This is a genomic window from Pseudomonas sp. LTR0 (genome assembly GCF_036630035.1).
GTDB lineage: Bacteria > Pseudomonadota > Gammaproteobacteria > Pseudomonadales > Pseudomonadaceae > Aquipseudomonas > Aquipseudomonas putida_Y.
Genome location: NZ_CP123734.1, coordinates 4,428,327 through 4,448,301, shown reverse-complemented (window position 1 = coordinate 4,448,301; position 19,975 = coordinate 4,428,327). Strand labels below are relative to the sequence as shown.

Below are 19,975 nucleotides of genomic sequence, written 5' to 3'. Positions count from 1 at the left end.
TTGCTGTGAGATTCTGGGCTGCGGTGCAGCCCTGTCGCGACAGGGGTGCACAGCGCCCCGGCAATCTTGGGTGAAACGCCAATGGCCAGGCAACGCAACAACCCCGCCGCCTCACCTCCACCGACCCTTGGCGAAGGCTGCCTGGCCCGCTACGACCCTGAAGCCCTGGATGACACGGATGGCACCGAATTCCCCGGCGCCGCCGAGCTCTGGCAACAGCTCAACCCGCCTGACGCCGCCAGCGCTCCAGCAGCGGACGCCCAAGCAGGCACACAAACACCGGCCCACCAGCCAGCAGATAAAAGTAGTAAGTAACCGCCCGCCATATCAGGATTGCCGCAGCCGCGGTCGAACTGCCCACCAATGGCGTCAACAGGCTGGCCGACGTCAGCTCGGCGGCCCCGGCTCCGCCAGGCAGCAGGCTGAATTGGCCGGCGCTGAGCGACAGCATCTGCACCAGGAAGCTGGGAATCCACTGCAGGTCCACCCCCAAGCCCCGCAGCACCAGGTACAACACGCTGTAGCGCAGCCCCCAGTGGGCGCAAGTCAGGGTGAATACCAGGCTCAACGTGCGCTTGGGCAGGCGCCAGGTCTGCGCCAGTGCTGCGACGAAGTGCAGCAGTTTGCGCGCCCAGCGGCGTTTGCGCGGCTGACCCATCCCCATGCGCTGCAGCAACCTGCCGTTCATGCGCATTATCGGACGCCGATAGCGCGACAGCCCGATCACCCCGGCCAACGCTGTGCACAGCAGTAACGCACTGCCCAGCAACATGCTTTCCTGGCTGTGGCCCAGGCTGTGGAACAGCGCGTAGCCGGTAATCGCCAGCATTGCGCAGAAGAAGAACACCAGGTCGTTCAACTGGTCCATGGCAAAAACGGCGCCGCTGCGTGCCGGGCTGATGCGGTCTCGCGCCAGCAGGGCCATCAGGGTCAGCGGCCCACCACTGCCGCCAGGGGTGGTGCAGATGGCAAATTCAGTGGCCATGACCACGCCCAGGCTGCGAGCATGGCTCAACTGTTTTGCCTGCTCACCCAGCAACAGGCGCAGGCGCAGCGCATTGATGACCCAGCACAACAGAATCATGCCTAGCAGCATGAGCAGCAAGTGCGGGTCGAACCGGCTCAGTCGCGGCAGCAGCTCGCTACCACCCAGCAACGCTGGCACCAGCGCTGCACCCAGCAATGCCAGCGCCAACCAGGCCCAACGCTTCATGCTGCCCCCTGGCGCTCCAGCCAGGCAGATTTGGTCAATGGTTCGCGACCATCCTTCAACAGTTTCTCCAGTGTTCGCAGCCAATAATCACGGGATGAGCGATGGCGCATGTCTACAGGGTGCAACCCCATGCGTATTGTGCTTGCGCCCCGCCAGCGCTGGCATTGCCAGTCGCACAGCGTGTGGGACAGTTTGCGACGCCATGCGCTTCGGGCGCTCCAGACCAGGCCTGGCGCATCAATGGCCGTAAAGTCCGGCAAACGGTACAAATGCTGCGGTGTGCTGGTGTATTTCAGTGGCAGGCTGCACAGCGCTTGCCGCGTGCCTTGGCTCATGAGCCAGGCAGGTGCGACAAACCCTGCCACAGGCCACCCTTGGCCCTCGAACAGTGCCAGGCCCTCCTGTAGGCGGGTAAGTGCTTCGCTCTCATCAAGGCTGTAGAACTCGCCTTCATGTGTATAGATGCGCCGCATGAAGTAGTCGACGGGGTTGCGCGGTGCGGGTCCTTCGTCTGCATGGGCATAGCCGTGAAGCGCCAGTTCGTCGCCTTTGGCCAGGCGTGCGTCCAGAAGGCGGCAGAACGTAGGTGCCCGGTGCAGCGGATTACGCCGATGGAAGTCCGGGACCACCAGCCATGTCATTGGCACGTTGCCCAGCGCGTCAACGGCCTCTACGAACGGTTCATAGTCCGGCCAGGTTTCCGGGGCAACATCATGCAGCACCAGCATGAGGCTGCGCTGGCTCGCGGAGGGCTCAAGCATGGGCGCGCACCTGTGGCTGGTGGCCGAGCACGGCCTGGTAGTGCTGCAGCAGGCCAGCCACCACGTTATCCCACGAATAATGATGCTCTACATGGTGACGGGCCTGCACACCGAGCTCGCGTATACCTGCCTCGAACGCCTCGCGCACGGCCGACGCCATCGCCCGACCATCGTTGGGCGCGCACAGGCGGCCACACTGTTCGTTGATGATTTCAGGGAAGGCACCGGCGCGCACGGCCACCACGGGCGTGGCGCTGGCCATCGCTTCGAGAATGACCAGGCCGAATGTTTCCTGGTCGCCAGCATGTACCAACAAGTCGGCGCTGGCCATCAGCCGGGCCACCTCTGCAGCCGGGCAGAAGTGATCGATGACGCTGACGTTGTGCGGCACGTTGGCCGGCATGCTCGAGCCTACCAGTAACAGGTGGTAGGGGTCGCCGAGTTGCCGCATGCAGTCAAGCAGTACCGGTAGGTTCTTTTCCCGCGAGCCTCGGCCGGCATAGATCAACAGGCGGCTGGTATCGGCAATGCCCAGTTCGGCACGTACATGTGGGTCGCGCCGGGCGGGGTGGAAAGTGGCAAGGTCAACGCCCAGCGGCTGCACATGGACATCGCGCACGCCCAAACGGCGTAATTTTTCGGCCATCACCTGGCTGGGGGCCAGTACCCGGTCAAAATTGCCGTATAACTTGCTGACGTAGGCCTCGACATTGGGGGCGAACCAGTTGCCCATGCGGTTGCTGACCAGTAACGGCAGGTCGGAATGGTAGAAGCCGATCACTGGCACGTCGAGCTGGCGCCGTGCTTCCAGCGCCGCCCAGGCGGTCAGGTAGGGGTCGCCAACTTCGATCAGGTCGGGCTTGAGCATGCGCAGTGTGTTGCACCAGGGGGCCAGGCGTACCGGAAAGCGGTAGCCTTTGCCAAACGGCAAGGGCGGCGCAGGTACCTGATAGATACCATCGGCGTGTTGGGCACTGGCCCCAGGAATCAACAGGCTATGGCGTACGCCGTGAATGGCGTCGAGACGGTGATGTTTGGCATCAAGATAGGTACGTACGCCACCGCTGGCCGGGGCGTAGAACATGGTGATGTCGGCGATGTGCACGATCAGCATCCCTCCGGGATCGTCTTCGGGTCTGTCATCCGGCGTTGAATTGCCGGCGATGACACGCCTAAAGGTGGACCTATCAGAAGGATAGTTTGTTCGATCAGTTTGAGAGGGGGCGCAATGCCTGGAGCAGCACAAAGGCTGCGCCAGGCGAAGGTGTAGCAGCTATCAGATACGGAAGCTGCCCACCAGATGCTTCAGGCGGCCAGCCTGTTGCTCGAGGTCGGAGCACGCGCGCAGGGTCGCTTGCAGGTTCTCCACGCCTTCCTGGTTGAGCATGTTGATCTCGCTGATGTCCATGTTGATCGCCTCGACCACGGCGGTCTGCTCTTCGGTGGCAGTGGCCACTGACTGGTTCATGCCGTCAATTTCGCCAATGCGCACGGTTACGCTGTCCAGTCGCTCGCCCGCCTGGTTGGCGATCTGCATGCTGTCCTGGCTGTGGCGCTGGCTCTGGTCCATGGTATCGACCGACTCGCGGGCCCCGACCTGCAGCTCTTCGATCATGGTCTGCACTTGCTGCGCCGATTCCTGGGTGCGGTGCGCCAGGTTGCGCACCTCGTCGGCGACCACGGCAAAGCCACGCCCGGCCTCACCGGCGCGGGCCGCTTCGATGGCGGCGTTTAGTGCCAGCAGGTTGGTCTGCTGGGAAATGCTGGTGATCACTTCGAGGATCTGGCCGATATTCACGGTCTTGCTGTTCAGTGTTTCGATGTGCGCGCTGGACGTGACGATCAGGTCGGACAGGCGGTTCATTGCGGCAATGTTGCGCTCGACCACTTGCTGGCCTTCTTCGGCCAGCAGGCGCGCGGAGCTTGCGTGCTGCGAAGCCTGGGCGGCGTTGCCGGCAATTTCCTGGGCAGCTGCTCCCAGTTCGTTGATGGCGGCTGCGACACTGTTGGTGCGGTTGGACTGCTCATCGGAGTTGGTCATCGACGAGTTCGAAGCACTGATCACCCGCAGGGCCACTTCGTTGACCTGCTCGGTGGCCGAAGACACTTCGCGAATGCTGCTGTGAATACGTTCGACGAAGCGGTTGAAGGCGTTGCCGAGGACACCGAATTCGTCGTGGTTGTGGATATGCAGGCGCTTGGTCAGGTCGCCTTCACCTTCGGCAATGTCTTCCATGGCGCGGGTCATGGTGTGCAGCGGCTGCATCAACACGCGGATCAGCAGGCCGAGCAGGCCGATGATGATCACCACCGCCACTAGCGTGGCGATCACCGCAGAGGTGCGGAAGGTGCTGAGCATCGAGAAGGCCTTGTCCTTGTCCACCGACAGGCCGATGTACCAGTTTGCCGACGGCAGGCCGGTAATTGGGCTGAAGGTCAGCAGGCGAGTCTGGCCATCGCTTTGCACTTCGGTCAGCTCACCGGTCAGTTTCGGCGTGTGCTGCGGGAACAGGTCAGACAGCGACTTCATGACCAGGTCTTTATCCGGGTGCACCAGGATCTTGCCCTGGTCGTTGACCAGGAAGGCGTATCCCATGCCGCCGAAGTTCAGCGAGTTGATGATCTGCACCAGGCCGTCCAGGGCCAGGTCGCCGCCGACCACGCCAACGCTGCTGGAGACCTTGTTGAGGATGCCTATGACCATCTTGTTGGTGGTCATGTCGATGTACGGTTCGGTCAGGGTCGCGCCGCTGGCGTTCATGCCGTCCTTGTACCAAGGGCGGGTGCGCGGGTCGTAGCCGTCGGGCATCTTCGCGTCCGGGCGCACGCTGAAACTGCCGTCGACCTTGCCCAGGTAGACCGTGAGGAAGCTGGAGGTCAGCGCATTCTGACCCATCAGGGTTTCGGCGCTGGCTGGGTTCTGGGCAATGTTCTGCGCCAGGTTTTCCACCAGTTTTATCCGGCCCTCGAACAGGTTGCGAATGTTGGTCGACGTGGAGGCGCCCATTTCAGCCAGGTAGTTTTCCAGGTCCTCGCGGATCGCATTACGCTGGAGGTAATCGTTGTAGAGGGTGAAAAGGCTGAAGGCGAGTATCACGATCAGTGATGCCGCCAAAAGAATCTTGTGGCTGAAACGAAGGCTTTTGTTCATGGGCGTAATCGGTTCCGCTAAGGTTCTATATCAGGCGTTCGCACGAGTGGAGCCGTAGGTTGTGCAACATCCCGAGAAGTCCCTTTTCGGTTGTTCCTCTCTATTAAGGCGAATATCACCCACAGGTATCGGCCGAATTAAGCTAAAGCTTGAGCAGAGGATTAAAAAGATGTCGGAATTTTCGACCATCGTTGTAGGTGCGGGCCCGGATGGCCAGCCAGTCGGTCAAGCAATGCGCCTGGCCAACCGGCACGGTCTGGTGGCTGGCGCAACGGGTACTGGCAAGACCGTCACTCTGCAGCATCTGGCGGAGGTGTTCAGCGACGCGGGGGTGGCGGTGTTCGCCGCCGATGTCAAAGGCGACCTTTGTGGTTTGGGCGCTGCCGGTGCGCCGCAAGGCAAGGTGGCTGAGCGCATCGCTGGCATGCCGTGGCTGGGGCATACGCCCCGGGCCTATCCGGTGAGCCTATGGGATATCGCCGGGCAGTCTGGCCACCCGCTGCGCACCACCCTCAGTGAAATGGGGCCGCTGCTGCTGGGCAATTTGCTGGAACTGACCGACAGTCAGCAGGCGGCGTTGTACGCAGCATTCAAGGTGGCCGACCGCGAAGGCCTGCTGCTGCTGGACCTCAAAGACCTCAAGGCCCTGCTGGCGCATCTGAAGGATAACCCGCAGCTGCTCGGCGAAGACAGCGCGCTAATGACCACGGCTTCTACCCAGGCCTTGCTGCGCCGGCTCGCTACCTTGGAGCAGCAGGGCGCCGAGGCACTGTTCGGCGAGCCGGCATTGCAGCTGGAGGACCTGCTGCGCCCTGATCCGGATGGCCGTGGGCGTATCCACCTGCTCGATGCCAGCCGATTGGTGCACGAGGCTCCCAAGGTGTACGCGACGTTCCTGTTGTGGCTGCTGGCCGAATTGTTCGAGCAGTTGCCCGAGCGCGGTGATGCTGACAAGCCGGTGCTGGCGCTGTTCTTCGATGAAGCACACTTGTTGTTCAACGGCACGCCCAAGGCGTTGCAGGAGCGGCTTGAGCAAGTGGTCCGGCTGATCCGCTCCAAGGGGGTGGGTGTCTATTTCGTTACCCAGTCGCCGGGGGACTTGCCCGACGCGGTGCTGGCCCAGTTGGGCTTGCGCATTCAGCACGGCTTGCGGGCGTTCACGGCCAAGGAGCAGAAGTCGCTGCGGGCGGTAGCCGATGGTTTCCGCCCCAACCCGGCGTTCGATACCCTGGCAGTGCTGACCGAACTGGGTATTGGCGAAGCGCTGGTGGGTACGTTGGAAGAAAAGGGCACGCCGGCCATCGTGCAGAGGGTGCTGGTTGCACCGCCGCAGTCGCGTATTGGGCCACTGAGTGCGGTTGAGCGCAGTGCGCTGATTGCCGCTTCGCCATTGGCTGGGCGCTATGACAAGCCGGTGGACCGTGAATCTGCCTATGAAATGCTGACCCAGCGCAAGGGCGAACCGGTAGAGCCGGCGCCACAACCGAAGGCGGATGAAGAGAGCTTTGCCGACAAGGCTGGCGAGTTCTTGCAGAGTGCAGCGGGGCAGGCGATCAAGTCGGCAGTGCGCCAGGCAGCTAACCAGTTGGGGCGGCAGTTGGTGCGCGGGTTGATGGGGTCGTTGTTAGGGAGCAAGAAAAGGTAGTCTTCCTGCGCAGGCCCATACCCTCGGTAGCACAAGGCTGCCCCGGCAAAGAGCAGGGCAGCACAGGAATGACGGCTATGAAAAAGGCGCCCGGGGGCGCCTTCATTCATTGCGGTGTCACTCAGCCAATGGCTTTGGACGCCAGCCAGAACAGGCCGGCCGCCAGGCCCATCGAGGCAGGCAGGGTCAGGACCCATGCCAGCAGGATGGTCTTCACAGTGCCGCCTTGCAGGCCACTTTTGTTGGCGACCATGGTGCCGGCCACGCCGGATGACAGCACATGGGTGGTCGACACCGGCAGGGCGAATACGTTGGCCATGCCGATGGCGCAGGCTGCAGTGATCTGTGCCGACATGCCTTGGGCATAGGTCATGCCTTGTTTGCCGATCTTCTCGCCTACGGTCAACACTACGCGCTTCCAGCCAACCATGGTGCCCAGGCCAAGGGCCAGGGCGACGGCCACGATCACCCAGAACGGGGCGTATTCGGTAGTGGCGGTGAGGTCTTTGCGCAGCTTTTCAAGGTCGGATTTTTCACGGGCGTCCAGGCCTGGCAGCTTGCCAACCTTCTTCGCGGTGTCATCCAGGCACAACAGGTAGCGGCGTACTTCAACGCGCTTATCGGCGTCGAGGCTGTGGTAGTCCGTCACGCCTTTCAGCGAGGTCTGCAGCGCAGCAATGGTCGGTTCGGTCTGCTGAGGGTTGCAGCTGAACTGCTCCGGCAGGTCGCTGGCCTTGGCCTTGCCCAGTGCCAGGAACTCGCCCAGGGTGGCGGCGTTACGCTGGTAGAACTGGCTCATGTGCAGGGTAGCGTCGCGCGTACGCTCGATCTGGTAGGTGGTGCTGTTCAGGTCGAGTACGAATTTGGCCGGCACAATACCGATCAGCACCAGCATGATCAGGCCGATGCCTTTCTGGCCGTCGTTGGAGCCGTGCACGAAGCTCACACCCATGGCGGAAACCACCAGGACCAGACGGTTCCAGAAGGGCGGGTGCTTTTTGTCGTCGAGCTTGCGGCGTTGTTCCGGCGTTTTGTGCATCTTCGACAGCGGGCGCCACCATTTCAGGCCGATCAGCACCAGCGCAGCAACGGCGAAGCCGGCCATTGGCGAGACCACCAGTGACATGGCGATATCGATCGCTTTCTGCCAGTTGACACCGTCGCCCAGCGGAATGTCGTTGATCAGGGCGTTGGCCAGGCCGACACCGAGAATGGAGCCGATCAGCGTATGCGAACTGGAGGCGGGAATGCCAAAGTACCAAGTGCCCAGGTTCCAGGTGATGGCCGCGGCCAGCAACGAGAAGACCATGGCCAGGCCATGTCCGGTGTTCACATTGATCAGCAGCTCTACCGGCAACAGGTGCACGATGGCATAGGCCACCCCTACACCGCCGAGCAGAACGCCAAGGAAGTTGAACACGCCGGAGAAGAACACGGCGAGGTGCGGTGGCATGGCTTTGGTATAGATGACGGTAGCTACCGCGTTGGCGGTGTCATGAAAGCCATTGATGAACTCGAAGGCGAGTACGAAGGTCAAGGCGAGCAGTAGGCTCACCAATACCCAGGCATCCAGTCCGCTGAATAAATCGATCATGAAGGTTGTCTGGCGGGTCATAGGGGGGCGGGATTATGCCAGAAAACCTTGGCAATCGATGCACCTGCAACAGACAGATGACAGTCTTCATGGTGCAAGCGTGTCGTGCAGAGGGGGGCGTTCAGTGGGGTAAATTGCGGCTAAAAGTCGAAAATCATGGCGAAAAATGGCCTAAATGTTGTGAAATGTCCATTTCTCAAAATTTCAAACGGCCGTATGAAATTTGTGTAATTCCATTTCATCATCGGCCAGACAGTAAAGATCGACCTCGCCCGGGTTGACCGGGCGACGACGCGCAGAGGACCCCCGAGGCTCAGGGATTGTCGCTGCGCAGTTCTTTTTCGATGCGTTCCAGTTCCTGGCTGAAGGCCTGGTCGCGAACGCTGGCACGCTTGCGCCAAGGTTTGCGTTCCGGATCCGGTTGTGCGGCGTAGGTGGTGACTTCGCCACCATAAACTTCCTTGTAACGTTCAGCCTGGCGCTCGAGTTCCGCGCGCAGTTCATCTTTCGTCACATGCAGTACCTGAAATAAGTGTAATGACTGTTGTCATGCATTGTGCCACATGCATATTGCCTTGCTGGCCGCAACGGCTTGTTAAAGCGGAAGGTTCCATCACCACGGTAAGCGGAGGGCCTGCGCAGTCGATTATAGCAACCGATAATTCGCCGAACATCGTTATTTACTCAGCACTGACATCATCTGGCGCAAGTAGCAGGATCTGTTCACCAACAGTTTGGACCTTTCGTACAAGTTTGAAAGGAATGAAGGATAGAAGTTCGCTGCAATGTCAGGGCGGGCCGTAACGAAAAACGGCCTCGCCGAAAGGCGAGGCCGTTGCCTGGGGACTTCTTACGGTGGGTACCTGACCAGTCTCTCCAAAGAAGCCACAAGTGGCAGAGGAAAGGTATAAGCAAACGTGTCGGCGGTCAATTGCGATTATCGGCCGTTTGTTCGATAATCGCACGAACCGGTGTTTTTTTTGAGGTGTGCGATGAGTGACGAAACCCTGGACAACGATTCCGGCAATGCGGAGGTGGCGCGACCTGCTTCGGCTGCCATGGCGCCGCCGATCGTGGCTTCCCCGGCCAAGCGCATCCAGGCCTTTACCGGTGACCCTGACTTCATGACCTCTCTGGCACGTGGCCTGGCCGTGATCCAGGCCTTCCAGGAGCGCAAGCGGCACCTGACCATCGCCCAGATCAGCCACCGTACCGAAATCCCTCGCGCAGCGGTGCGCCGCTGCCTGCACACGCTGATCAAGCTGGGTTACGCCACCACTGACGGGCGTACCTATTCGCTGCTGCCCAAAGTGTTGACGCTGGGGCATGCTTACCTGTCGTCCACACCACTGGCAATTTCTGCCCAGCCGTACCTGGATCGCATCAGCGACCAGTTACATGAGGCGGCCAACATGGCCACCCTTGAAGGTGACGACATTCTTTATATAGCCCGTTCGGCCACGGTCGAGCGGCTGATCTCGGTCGATCTGTCAGTGGGCGGGCGCCTGCCGGCCTATTGCACGTCGATGGGCCGCATTCTGCTGGCGGCCATGGACGACACCAGCCTGCGTGAGTACCTGGAACGTGCCGACCTCAAGGCGCGCACCAGCCGTACCCTGAATGACCCTGAATCGTTGTTCGCCTGCATCCAGCAGGTGCGCGCCCAGGGCTGGTGCGTGGTCGACCAGGAATTGGAACAGGGGCTGCGATCGATTGCGGTGCCGGTGTATGACGCTTCGGGGCAGGTATTGGCTGCGTTGAATGTAAGTACCCATGTCGGGCGGGTGACCCGCAGTGAGCTGGAGCAGCGGTTCTTGCCGATTTTGCTGGCGGCCAGCCGGGACCTTTGCCATCAGTTGTTCGGTTGAGTCCGCAGGGAGCACTTTGCGGCCCCGGATCGGAACAGGCAAAACCGTTTCTTGTGCGATAAACGCACAGTGTCGTGCCGAGTGAATTGCTTCACCTCGGCACGCTGATTAATGTCTCTCGCAACGGTCGGCCAGCCGACCGAACAAGAAAAACATAAGAGGCACTTACTCATGAATACTGTCACCTCGCTGCTGCGGCCGCACCCGCATGCAGTAACGTTATATCCAGGCTGACCCAGGCCATTTACCCCAATCATCGCCCTTGTACCGGTTACCCGTGTGCAACGGCCTGACTGTGCCCTACATTCTGGATAACAATAATGAACCAAGCGCAAACCAACGTCGGCAAAAGCCTCGACGTTCAATCTTTCATCAATCAGCAGCCGCTATCCCGGTATCAGTGGCGGGTTGTGCTGCTGTGCTTCCTGATCGTCTTCCTCGATGGCCTGGACACCGCTGCCATGGGTTTCATCGCCCCGGCACTGTCGCAAGAGTGGGGGATCGACCGCGCGAGCCTTGGGCCGGTCATGAGTGCTGCATTGATCGGCATGGTATTCGGCGCGCTGGGGTCCGGGCCGCTGGCTGACCGTTTCGGCCGCAAAGGCGTGCTGGTGGGGGCGGTGCTGGTGTTCGGTGGCTTCAGTCTGGCCTCGGCCTATGCCTCCAACGTCGACCAGTTGCTGGTGCTGCGCTTTCTGACTGGTCTGGGGCTGGGGGCTGGCATGCCCAACGCCACCACGCTGTTGTCCGAATACACCCCGGAGCGCCTCAAGTCGCTGCTGGTGACCAGCATGTTCTGTGGCTTCAACCTGGGCATGGCCGGTGGTGGCTTCATTTCCGCCAAGATGATCCCGGCCTACGGCTGGCACAGCCTGCTGGTCATCGGTGGCGTGCTGCCGTTGCTGCTGGCGCTGGTACTGATGGTCTGGCTGCCGGAGTCGGCGCGGTTCCTGGTGGTGCGCAACCGCGGCACCGACAAGGTGCGCAAGACCTTGTCGCCAATCGCGCCGCAAGTGGTGGCCGAGGCCGGTAGTTTCAGCGTGCCGGAGCAAAAGGCGGTGGCTGCACGCAACGTGTTTGCGGTGATCTTTTCTGGCACCTACGGCTTGGGCACCGTGCTGCTGTGGCTGACCTATTTCATGGGCCTGGTGATCGTCTACCTCCTGACCAGCTGGCTGCCAACCCTGATGCGTGACAGCGGCGCGAGCATGGAGCAGGCCGCGTTCATCGGCGCGCTGTTCCAGTTTGGTGGAGTGCTAAGCGCAGTCGGCGTGGGTTGGGCCATGGACCGTTTCAATCCGCACAAGGTGATCGGTATTTTCTATCTGCTGGCCGGGGTGTTCGCCTACGCAGTGGGGCAGAGCCTGGGTAACATCACTGTGCTAGCCACGCTGGTACTCGTCGCCGGTATGTGTGTGAACGGTGCGCAGTCGGCAATGCCATCGCTGGCGGCCCGCTTCTATCCCACCCAGGGCCGGGCCACAGGTGTATCGTGGATGCTGGGTATTGGCCGCTTTGGTGCGATTCTAGGGGCCTGGAGTGGCGCAACGCTGTTGGGCCTGGGCTGGAACTTCGAGCAGGTGCTGACGGCCTTGCTCGTACCGGCGGCGCTGGCGACCGTGGGTGTGGTCGTCAAGGGGCTGGTCAGCCACTCCGACGCAACCTGAGGGCGAGGGCCGCGTCGCGGCCCATTCGCAGCACAAGGCTGCTCCGGCAGGAGCGGTGTTGTGCTGCGATCAGGGCGCACAACTGCCTGGTGGTGGGGGAATAGTTGTAGAACAAATGGTTCGATAATCGCACGAATAGTCGATTATCGGATTGTAAGGTACCCACCAGTCTCCTTAATCTGGGTTTATCGAAGCACCCTGACCAGGAGCCTCCAAATGCCACGCGCAGACCATTTCCGAACCCACCCAAATCGAGCTGTCCACCATGTGTGACCTCGACGCCCGTACCGCCGCGGCCCATGGCCAGCTGGCAGGAGAAGCCTGATGCACGACGTATTCATCTGTGACGCCATCCGTACCCCCATCGGCCGCTTCGGCGGCGCCCTGGCCAGCGTGCGGGCCGACGACCTGGCAGCGGTGCCGCTGAAGGCGCTGGTAGAGCGCAACCCAGGCGTGCAGTGGGACCAGGTAGACGAAGTGTTCTTCGGCTGCGCCAACCAGGCCGGTGAAGACAACCGCAACGTGGCCCGCATGGCACTGCTGCTGGCCGGCCTGCCGGAAAGCATCCCGGGTGTCACCCTGAACCGCCTGTGTGCGTCGGGCATGGATGCCATCGGCACTGCTTTCCGCGCCATCGCCAGCGGCGAGATGGAACTGGTGATTGCCGGTGGCGTCGAGTCGATGTCGCGCGCCCCGTTCGTCATGGGCAAGGCTGAAAGCGCCTATTCGCGCAACATGAAGCTGGAAGACACCACCATTGGCTGGCGTTTCATCAACCCGCTGATGAAGAGCCAGTATGGTGTGGATTCCATGCCGGAAACCGCCGACAACGTGGCTGATGACTATCAGGTTTCGCGTGCTGACCAGGACGCGTTCGCCCTGCGCAGTCAGCAAAAGGCTGCTGCTGCGCAGGCTGCCGGCTTCTTCGCCGAAGAAATTGTGCCGGTGCGTATCGCTCACAAGAAGGGCGAAATCATCGTCGAACGTGACGAACACCTGCGCCCGGAAACCACTCTGGAGGCGCTGACCAAGCTCAAACCGGTCAACGGTCCGGACAAGACGGTCACCGCCGGCAACGCCTCGGGCGTGAACGACGGTGCCGCGGCGATGATCCTGGCCTCGGCCGCTGCGGTGAAGAAGCACGGCCTGACCCCGCGCGCCCGCGTTTTGGGCATGGCCAGCGGCGGCGTTGCTCCACGTGTCATGGGCATTGGCCCGGTGCCGGCGGTGCGCAAGCTGACTGAGCGTCTGGGGGTGGCGGTAAGTGATTTCGACGTGATCGAGCTTAACGAGGCGTTTGCCAGCCAAGGCCTGGCAGTGCTGCGTGAGCTGGGTGTCGCTGACGATGCGCCACAGGTAAACCCTAATGGCGGCGCCATTGCCCTGGGCCACCCGCTGGGCATGAGCGGTGCGCGCCTGGTGCTGACTGCGCTGCACCAGCTGGAGAAGAGTGGTGGGCGTAAAGGCCTGGCGACCATGTGTGTGGGCGTTGGCCAAGGTCTGGCACTGGCCATCGAGCGGGTTTGACCTGTACCGGCCTCTTCGCGGGCAAGCCAGCTCCCACAGGGATCCACGCAATCACCTGTGGGAGCGGGCTTGCCCGCGAAGAGGCCTGTCCTGTGAGACATAAGGCCAATTGCCAGCCAGATAGCGGAACGAGTGTGTTACCAGGTATGTCTAGATTTACCTAGTACCCTCCAGGAGTAAAACCGTCATGACTTCAACCTATTACACTGGCGAAGAACGCAGCAAGCGCATCTTCGCTATCGTCGGTGCCTCGTCAGGCAACCTGGTGGAATGGTTCGACTTCTACGTCTACGCCTTCTGTGCGATCTACTTCGCCCCGGCCTTCTTCCCCTCGGACGATCCCACCGTGCAGTTGTTGAACACGGCTGGTGTATTCGCCGCAGGTTTCCTGATGCGCCCAATCGGTGGCTGGATCTTCGGCCGCCTCGCCGACCGCCATGGTCGCAAGAATTCCCTGATGATCTCGGTGCTGATGATGTGCTTCGGCTCCCTGATGATCGCTTGCCTGCCCACCTATGCCAGCATCGGCACCTGGGCACCGGCGCTGCTATTGCTGGCTCGCCTGATCCAGGGCCTGTCGGTTGGGGGCGAATACGGCACCACGGCCACCTACATGAGTGAAGTGGCCCTGCGTGGGCAGCGCGGCTTCTTTGCTTCGTTCCAGTACGTCACCCTGATTGGCGGCCAGTTGCTGGCGGTACTGGTCGTGGTGATCCTGCAACAGCTGCTGACTGAAGATGAACTGCGGGCCTGGGGCTGGCGCATTCCTTTCGTGGTGGGGGCCATCGCCGCCCTGATCTCGTTGATGCTGCGCCGTTCGCTGCACGAGACCAGTAGCGCCGAAGCCCGCAATGACAAGGATGCAGGTTCGATCGGTGGCCTGTTCCGCAATCACGCAGCGGCGTTCATCACAGTATTGGGTTACACCGCTGGTGGCTCGCTGATTTTCTATACTTTCACCACTTATATGCAGAAATACCTGGTCAACACTGCGGGCATGACAGCCAAGAACGCCAGCTACGTGATGACCGGAGCATTGTTCCTGTTCATGGTGGTACAGCCGTTCTTCGGCATGCTGTCCGACCGTATCGGTCGGCGCAATTCGATGCTGCTGTTCGGCGCGCTCGGCACCTTGTTCACCGTGCCGCTGCTGATGGCACTGAAAACCGTGACCAGCCCGCTCATGGCCTTCGTGCTGATCAGCCTGGCCCTGTGTATCGTCAGTTTCTACACCTCGATCAGCGGCCTGGTGAAAGCCGAAATGTTCCCGCCACAGGTGCGTGCACTGGGGGTGGGCCTGGCCTATGCGGTGGCCAACGCAGCATTCGGCGGTTCGGCCGAATATGTGGCCCTGGGTCTGAAAACCCTGGGGATGGAAAACACTTTCTACTGGTACGTGACGGCGATGATGGCGATTGCTTTCCTGTTCAGCCTGCGCCTGCCGAAGCAGGCGGTGTATCTGCACCATGATGATTAAGGACGCTGCATGAGCAACCAACTGTTCGACGCCTATTTCACCGCGCCGGCCATGCGCGAGATTTTCTCCGACCGAGGCCGCCTGCAGGGCATGCTGGATTTCGAAGCAGCGCTTGCCCGTGCCGAAGCCTCTGCCGGTTTGGTCCCGCACAGCGCGGTGGCGGCCATCGAGGCGGCATGCCAGGCCGAGCGCTATGACGTTGGCGCGCTGGCCAATGCCATCGCCACCGCGGGCAACTCGGCCATTCCGCTGGTGAAAGCGTTGGGCAAGGTGATCGCCACCGGCGTGCCTGAGGCTGAGCGCTATGTGCACCTTGGGGCCACCAGCCAGGATGCGATGGATACCGGTCTGGTTCTGCAACTGCGCGATGCCCTCGATTTGATCGAGGCCGACCTCGGCAAGCTGGCCGATACCCTGTCGCAGCAGGCCTTGAAGCACGCCGATACGCCATTGGTGGGTCGTACCTGGTTGCAGCACGCCACCCCGGTGACCCTGGGCATGAAGCTGGCCGGTGTACTGGGTGCTTTGACCCGCCACCGTCAGCGCCTGCATGAACTGCGCCCGCGCCTGCTGGTCCTGCAGTTCGGCGGAGCCTCGGGCAGCCTGGCGGCCTTGGGCAGCAAGGCGATGCCGGTGGCCGAAGCGCTGGCCGAACAGCTCAAACTGTCCCTGCCCGAACAGCCCTGGCACACCCAGCGTGACCGCCTGGTGGAGTTTGCCTCGGTACTGGGCCTGGTTGCCGGCAGCCTGGGCAAGTTCGGCCGCGATATCAGCTTGCTGATGCAAACCGAGGCGGGGGAGGTGTTTGAGCCTTCTGCGCCGGGCAAGGGTGGGTCTTCGACCATGCCACACAAGCGCAACCCGGTGGGTGCTGCCGTGTTGATCGGTGCCGCAACCCGCGTGCCGGGCCTGCTGTCGACGCTGTTCGCGGCCATGCCCCAGGAGCACGAACGCAGCCTGGGCCTATGGCATGCCGAGTGGGAAACCTTGCCGGATATCTGCTGCCTGGTCTCTGGCGCCCTGCGCCAGGCTCAAATGATTGCCGAGGGTATGGAGGTGGATGCCGCGCGCATGCGCCATAACCTCGACCTGACACAAGGCCTGGTGCTGGCCGAAGCGGTGAGCATTGTCCTTGCCCAGCGCCTGGGGCGCGACCGTGCCCACCACCTGCTGGAACAATGCTGCCAGCGCGCGGTAGCCGAACAACGGCACCTGCGTGCCGTGCTGGGTGACGAACCGCAGGTCAGCGCCGAGCTGTCTGGCGAAGAACTCGATCGCCTGCTCGACCCTGCCCATTACCTGGGCCAGGCCCGCGTCTGGGTGGCGCGCGCCGTGTCCGAACATCAACGTTTCACTGCCTGAAGGAGACCGCTGTGGCGCACTTGCAACTGGCCGATGGCGTTTTGAATTATCAGATCGATGGCCCGGAAGACGCCCCGGTGCTGGTCCTGTCCAACTCGCTGGGTACCGACCTGGGCATGTGGGACACCCAGATTCCGCTCTGGAGCCAGCACTTCCGGGTGCTGCGCTACGACACCCGTGGTCACGGCGCATCGCTGGTCACTGAAGGCCCTTACAGCATCGAACAGCTGGGCCGCGACGTGCTGGCCCTGCTCGATGGCCTGGACATCCAGAAAGCTCACTTCGTCGGCCTGTCGATGGGGGGCCTGATCGGCCAGTGGCTGGGCATCAATGCAGGTGAGCGCCTGCGCAGCCTGACCCTGTGCAACACGGCCGCCAAGATCGCCAACGACGAGGTGTGGAACACCCGTATCGACACTGTGCTCAAAGGTGGCCAGCAGGCCATGGTCGACCTGCGCGATGCCTCCATCGCCCGCTGGTTTACCCCAGGTTTTGCCCAGGCACAGTCGGAGCAAGCTCAGCGTATCTGCCAGATGCTGGCGCAAACCAGCCCGCAAGGCTATGCCGGCAACTGCGCAGCGGTGCGTGACGCTGATTATCGTGAGCAACTGGGCCACATCCAGGTGCCCGCGCTGATCGTTACCGGTACTGAAGACGTAGTGACCACCCCTGAGCATGGCCGCTTCATGCAGGCCGGTATCCAAGGTGCCGAGTACGTCGACTTCCCGGCGGCGCACCTGTCCAACGTCGAGATTGGCGAGGCCTTCAGCCGCCGCGTGCTCGATTTCCTGCTGGCTCACTGAGGACAACGCCATGGACGAGAAACAACGTTACGACGCTGGCATGCAAGTGCGCCGCGCAGTGCTGGGCGATGCCCACGTGGACCGCAGCCTGGAGAAGCTCAACGACTTCAATGGCGAGTTTCAGGAAATGATCACCCGCCACGCCTGGGGTGACATCTGGACCCGCCCGGGGCTGCCGCGCCATACCCGCAGCCTGATCACCATCGCCATGCTGATCGGCATGAACCGCAACGACGAACTGAAGCTGCACCTGCGCGCCGCAGCCAACAACGGCGTGACCCGCGACGAGATCAAGGAAGTGCTGATGCAGAGCGCGATCTACTGCGGCATTCCGGCGGCCAATGCCACGTTCCACCTGGCTGAGTCGGTGTGGGATGAACTTGGCGTAGAGTCGCGCCAGTAAATCGTGTTCGCGGGCAAGCTCCCTGCCACAGGTCCTGTATAACCCTGCAGACCTGTGGCCGGGAGCTTGCCCGCGATGGCCCTTAAACCGATGCCTTTTTCTCCCGCATGGCAACCGGGCCGGCGTTGGTTTCTACGGCATGCTTCAGCGTCGGGCACAGGCCCAACATGAACGCAGCTTCGGCCACCACGAACAGTGGCCCGATGATCAGGCCACTCAGGTCGTCGACAAATGCCGGCTTGCGGCCTTCGTAGTAATGGCCGATGAACTGGATGACCCAGCCCACCACGAACGCCCCCAGCCCGGCGCCGAGCCATAGTGTTGTCGACTGCACTGCCAGCATCTCACCGACCCACAGGCACAGCCCCAGCAACAGCCCCATCACCAGCCCGAAGCGCAGGTCCAGGCGCAGGTAGAACCACACCGACGCCGCCGCTGCCACCAGGGCAGGGGACAGCCACATGCCAGCCATCTCCCAGCCTGGGCGTGAAAGCAGGATGGTGACTGCCAGTACGATCATGGGAATACCGACGAAGTGGGTGGCGATGTTGCGCGGGTCGCGGTGGTAGTTGGCGTATTGGCTCAGGTGGTCGACGAGGGTTTTCATTGTTGTGCCTCCCTGTTCTGCTTGGTTTCACCTGTACCCGATAGTGATCAGGATAGTCCGCCGTCACCACCATCATCAGCTCAGCGAATGGCGGCAGTTCGCACTGGCAAATTCATGGCAGGGTTTTATTCAGCTGCAGCAAATCATGCCCCCGAAGAAGGTGCATGAATGTTTATAGCGTTAGGTCACTTGAGGGGGAGACTGGCCTCTTCGCGAGTTTTTCCGCGAAGAGGCCATCTGATTCACAGAAGATTCAGCGGATAACTCACAATCAAGCGGTTCTCATCGAACGCGTTGGTGCTGAAGTCGCGACGCATGGTCGAGTTGCGCCATTTCACCGACAGGTCCTTGAAACTGCCCGACTGCACCACATAGGCCAGCTCTGTTTCCCGTGCCCATTCCTTGCCATCGTCCACGCTGCCCACGGTGACGTTTTCACCCTTGATATAGCGGTTCATCAGGGTCAGGCCGGGTACGCCGACGGTGGCGAAGTTGAAGTCATGGCGAACCTGCCAGGAACGCTCCTTGGCATTGTCGAAGCTTGAATTATAGCTGTCGTTGGCCAGGGTACCGCCACTGGTGCCATTGACCCGCATCCAGGCATCGTCGCCGCTGACCTTCTGCAGGCCAACGTAAAAGGTGTGGCCTTGGTAGCGCGCCGAAAGCAAGGCGGAGGCGGTGCGGTTGTCCAGCTTGCCGGCCCGTTCGGCACCATCTTCCTTGCCGATGAAGTAGCCCAGGTTGGCGCCCAGCGTCCAGTCGCCCAGCGGCTGGCTGTGCGTCAGGTTGAGGTACTGCTGGCGGTAGATGTCCTTGAGCTGGGCATCCCACAGGCCGATCATGGTGCGCTTGTCGTTGAAGCTGTACTCACCGCCGCCGAAATTGAAACGGTCGGAGGTGAAGGCAGCTTTGCCGTTGAGCGACATGTCTTCCATGCTGGCATCGTTGCGTGGGCTGTTGCCGCGGAACTGGCCGGCATACAGGGTCAGGCCGGCGATTTCCCTGGAGGTCAGTTGACCACCGCGGAATGTTTGCGGCAACGAGCGACCATCGTCTGAACGCAGGATTGGCAGTACCGGCATCCATTCACCGACTTTCAGCTCGGTTTCGGACAGCTTGGCTTTCAGCGCCACACCCAGCCTGCCGAAGTCATCGGCCGGGCGCCCGTCGTCATGCACAGGTAGCAAGTGAGTGTTGGTGGTGCCTCTGCCGCCGTCGAGCTTGACCGAGTAGAGCCCCAGTACGTCCACGCCGAAGCCGACCGTGCCCTGGGTGAAACCGGAACGGGCATCGAGGATGAAGCTTTGCGTCCATTCCTCGGCCTTGCCCTGTGGGTGGGCCGGGTCAACGAAGTTGCGGTTGATGTAGAAGTTGCGCAGGTTGAGGGTGGCCTTGGCGTCCTCGATGAAACCGCCTTCGTTGGCGGCGAACACGGGGAGGGCGCAGGACATGGCCAACAGGCCGGGCAGCAGCTGGCGTGCGGGTAGCGAAATGCTCATCTGTCGTGGATCTCTTGTTTTTATGGTCGAGCTGTTGCACTGCAGGATCAGGCCTGCAGGTGCGGGTCTTTTTGATGAACTTGGGCAACGTTGCGTGGAGGGGATGGTGCGGGGTTGTGCGGGGGTGAGGCAATTCGCCGCAAACGGAACGGGGCGATAATCGAACGGAATGTTCTGGTTGGTTAATAAGTCTCCTGTGCTGGCCTCTTCGCGGGTAAACCCGCTCCTACAACGGCTTGCGCCCAACCACCGATATGTGTCCACCACACGATCTGTGTAGGAGCGGGTTCACCCGCGAATACGGTGGTGGCTGCGACGGTGAATCACCGGGGGATATTGGCCGGCACAGGCAGTAAAAAAGCAAAGCCCACCGCTAAGGGTGGGCTTGTGCTGTAACA

General features: G+C 61.6%; 17 protein-coding genes and 1 pseudogene. 10 read left to right on the top strand and 8 right to left on the bottom strand.

The annotated features are described in order from the left end of the window. The first annotated feature begins 81 nt into the window (after nt 1-81). The gene (locus QCL51_RS20385) at nt 82-315 is read left to right on the top strand and encodes a hypothetical protein (RefSeq protein WP_080671185.1); all 234 of its coding nucleotides are present in this window, start codon (nt 82-84) and stop codon (nt 313-315) included. On the opposite strand, the gene QCL51_RS20380 is transcribed toward QCL51_RS20385, so the two are convergent. The 4 genes from QCL51_RS20380 to QCL51_RS20365 all read right to left on the bottom strand — a co-directional run bounded on the left by QCL51_RS20380 (nt 221) and on the right by QCL51_RS20365 (nt 5,125). Then, nucleotides 221-1,213 carry a lysylphosphatidylglycerol synthase transmembrane domain-containing protein gene (locus tag QCL51_RS20380; RefSeq protein ID WP_021785797.1) on the bottom strand — a complete coding sequence of 331 codons (993 nt, stop codon included), beginning with the start codon at nt 1,211-1,213 and terminating at the stop codon, nt 221-223. The two genes, QCL51_RS20385 and QCL51_RS20380, sit on opposite strands and share 95 nt — an antisense overlap. After that, nucleotides 1,210-1,974: a DUF2334 domain-containing protein gene (locus QCL51_RS20375; protein ID WP_103469443.1), complete on the bottom strand. Its 765-nt coding sequence runs from the start codon at nt 1,972-1,974 to the stop codon at nt 1,210-1,212. The genes QCL51_RS20380 and QCL51_RS20375 overlap by 4 nt, the downstream gene beginning before the upstream one ends. Beyond that, nucleotides 1,967-3,088 carry a glycosyltransferase family 1 protein gene (locus tag QCL51_RS20370; RefSeq protein ID WP_021785795.1) on the bottom strand — a complete coding sequence of 374 codons (1,122 nt, stop codon included), beginning with the start codon at nt 3,086-3,088 and terminating at the stop codon, nt 1,967-1,969. Before QCL51_RS20370 ends, QCL51_RS20375 begins: the two co-directional genes overlap by 8 nt. 162 nt (nt 3,089-3,250) lie before the next feature. Next, entirely contained in the window at nt 3,251-5,125 is a 1,875-nt protein-coding gene (locus tag QCL51_RS20365; protein ID WP_021785794.1) for a methyl-accepting chemotaxis protein, read from the bottom strand. A 169-nt stretch (nt 5,126-5,294) separates the two neighbouring features. Between QCL51_RS20365 and QCL51_RS20360 the strand changes: the two genes are divergently transcribed. After that, nucleotides 5,295-6,770, top strand: coding sequence for a helicase HerA-like domain-containing protein (locus QCL51_RS20360; protein WP_021785793.1), 1,476 nt, complete (start codon nt 5,295-5,297; stop codon nt 6,768-6,770). Nucleotides 6,771-6,891: 121 nt separating this feature from the next. On the opposite strand, the gene QCL51_RS20355 is transcribed toward QCL51_RS20360, so the two are convergent. Together QCL51_RS20355 and QCL51_RS20350 are read right to left on the bottom strand one after the other, a co-directional pair. Beyond that, nucleotides 6,892-8,364, bottom strand: coding sequence for an inorganic phosphate transporter (locus QCL51_RS20355; protein ID WP_028697497.1), 1,473 nt, complete (start codon nt 8,362-8,364; stop codon nt 6,892-6,894). Between the two features lie 313 nt (nt 8,365-8,677). Beyond that, entirely contained in the window at nt 8,678-8,878 is a 201-nt protein-coding gene (locus QCL51_RS20350) for a hypothetical protein (protein WP_021785791.1), read from the bottom strand. A gap of 544 nt (nt 8,879-9,422) precedes the next feature. Here QCL51_RS20350 and pcaR point away from each other — a divergent pair. The 8 genes and pseudogenes from pcaR to pcaC all read left to right on the top strand — a co-directional run bounded on the left by pcaR (nt 9,423) and on the right by pcaC (nt 17,471). Then, the gene (pcaR, locus tag QCL51_RS20345; RefSeq protein ID WP_033723735.1) at nt 9,423-10,232 is read left to right on the top strand and encodes a pca regulon transcriptional regulator PcaR; all 810 of its coding nucleotides are present in this window, start codon (nt 9,423-9,425) and stop codon (nt 10,230-10,232) included. Nucleotides 10,233-10,552: 320 nt separating this feature from the next. After that, a complete protein-coding gene (locus QCL51_RS20340) occupies nt 10,553-11,899 on the top strand; it encodes an MFS transporter (protein ID WP_021785789.1) in 1,347 nt (448 codons plus the stop codon). A gap of 229 nt (nt 11,900-12,128) precedes the next feature. Further along, nucleotides 12,129-12,224: pseudogene (locus QCL51_RS20335) on the top strand (CoA-transferase subunit beta); the annotation flags it as partial. Further along, nucleotides 12,221-13,426: a 3-oxoadipyl-CoA thiolase gene (gene pcaF, locus QCL51_RS20330; protein ID WP_173401673.1), complete on the top strand. Its 1,206-nt coding sequence runs from the start codon at nt 12,221-12,223 to the stop codon at nt 13,424-13,426. The pseudogene QCL51_RS20335 and the gene pcaF, both read left to right, overlap by 4 nt. A gap of 187 nt (nt 13,427-13,613) precedes the next feature. Then, on the top strand, nt 13,614-14,903 hold the full coding sequence (locus tag QCL51_RS20325) for an MFS family transporter (protein WP_084850837.1): 1,290 nt from the start codon (nt 13,614-13,616) through the stop codon (nt 14,901-14,903). A gap of 9 nt (nt 14,904-14,912) precedes the next feature. Then, the gene (locus QCL51_RS20320; protein WP_319298500.1) at nt 14,913-16,265 is read left to right on the top strand and encodes a 3-carboxy-cis,cis-muconate cycloisomerase; all 1,353 of its coding nucleotides are present in this window, start codon (nt 14,913-14,915) and stop codon (nt 16,263-16,265) included. Nucleotides 16,266-16,276: 11 nt separating this feature from the next. Continuing rightward, nucleotides 16,277-17,068: a 3-oxoadipate enol-lactonase gene (pcaD, locus tag QCL51_RS20315; protein ID WP_319298503.1), complete on the top strand. Its 792-nt coding sequence runs from the start codon at nt 16,277-16,279 to the stop codon at nt 17,066-17,068. Nucleotides 17,069-17,078: 10 nt separating this feature from the next. Beyond that, nucleotides 17,079-17,471 carry a 4-carboxymuconolactone decarboxylase gene (pcaC, locus tag QCL51_RS20310; RefSeq protein WP_010952489.1) on the top strand — a complete coding sequence of 131 codons (393 nt, stop codon included), beginning with the start codon at nt 17,079-17,081 and terminating at the stop codon, nt 17,469-17,471. 82 nt (nt 17,472-17,553) lie between these two features. Here pcaC and QCL51_RS20305 read toward each other — a convergent pair whose 3' ends face one another. Beyond that, complete coding sequence (locus QCL51_RS20305) at nt 17,554-18,078, bottom strand: Mpo1-like protein (protein WP_275966803.1); 525 nt, start codon at nt 18,076-18,078, stop codon at nt 17,554-17,556. 242 nt (nt 18,079-18,320) lie between these two features. After that, complete coding sequence (locus tag QCL51_RS20300) at nt 18,321-19,577, bottom strand: OprD family porin (RefSeq protein WP_021785783.1); 1,257 nt, start codon at nt 19,575-19,577, stop codon at nt 18,321-18,323. Nucleotides 19,578-19,975: the final 398 nt, after the last annotated feature.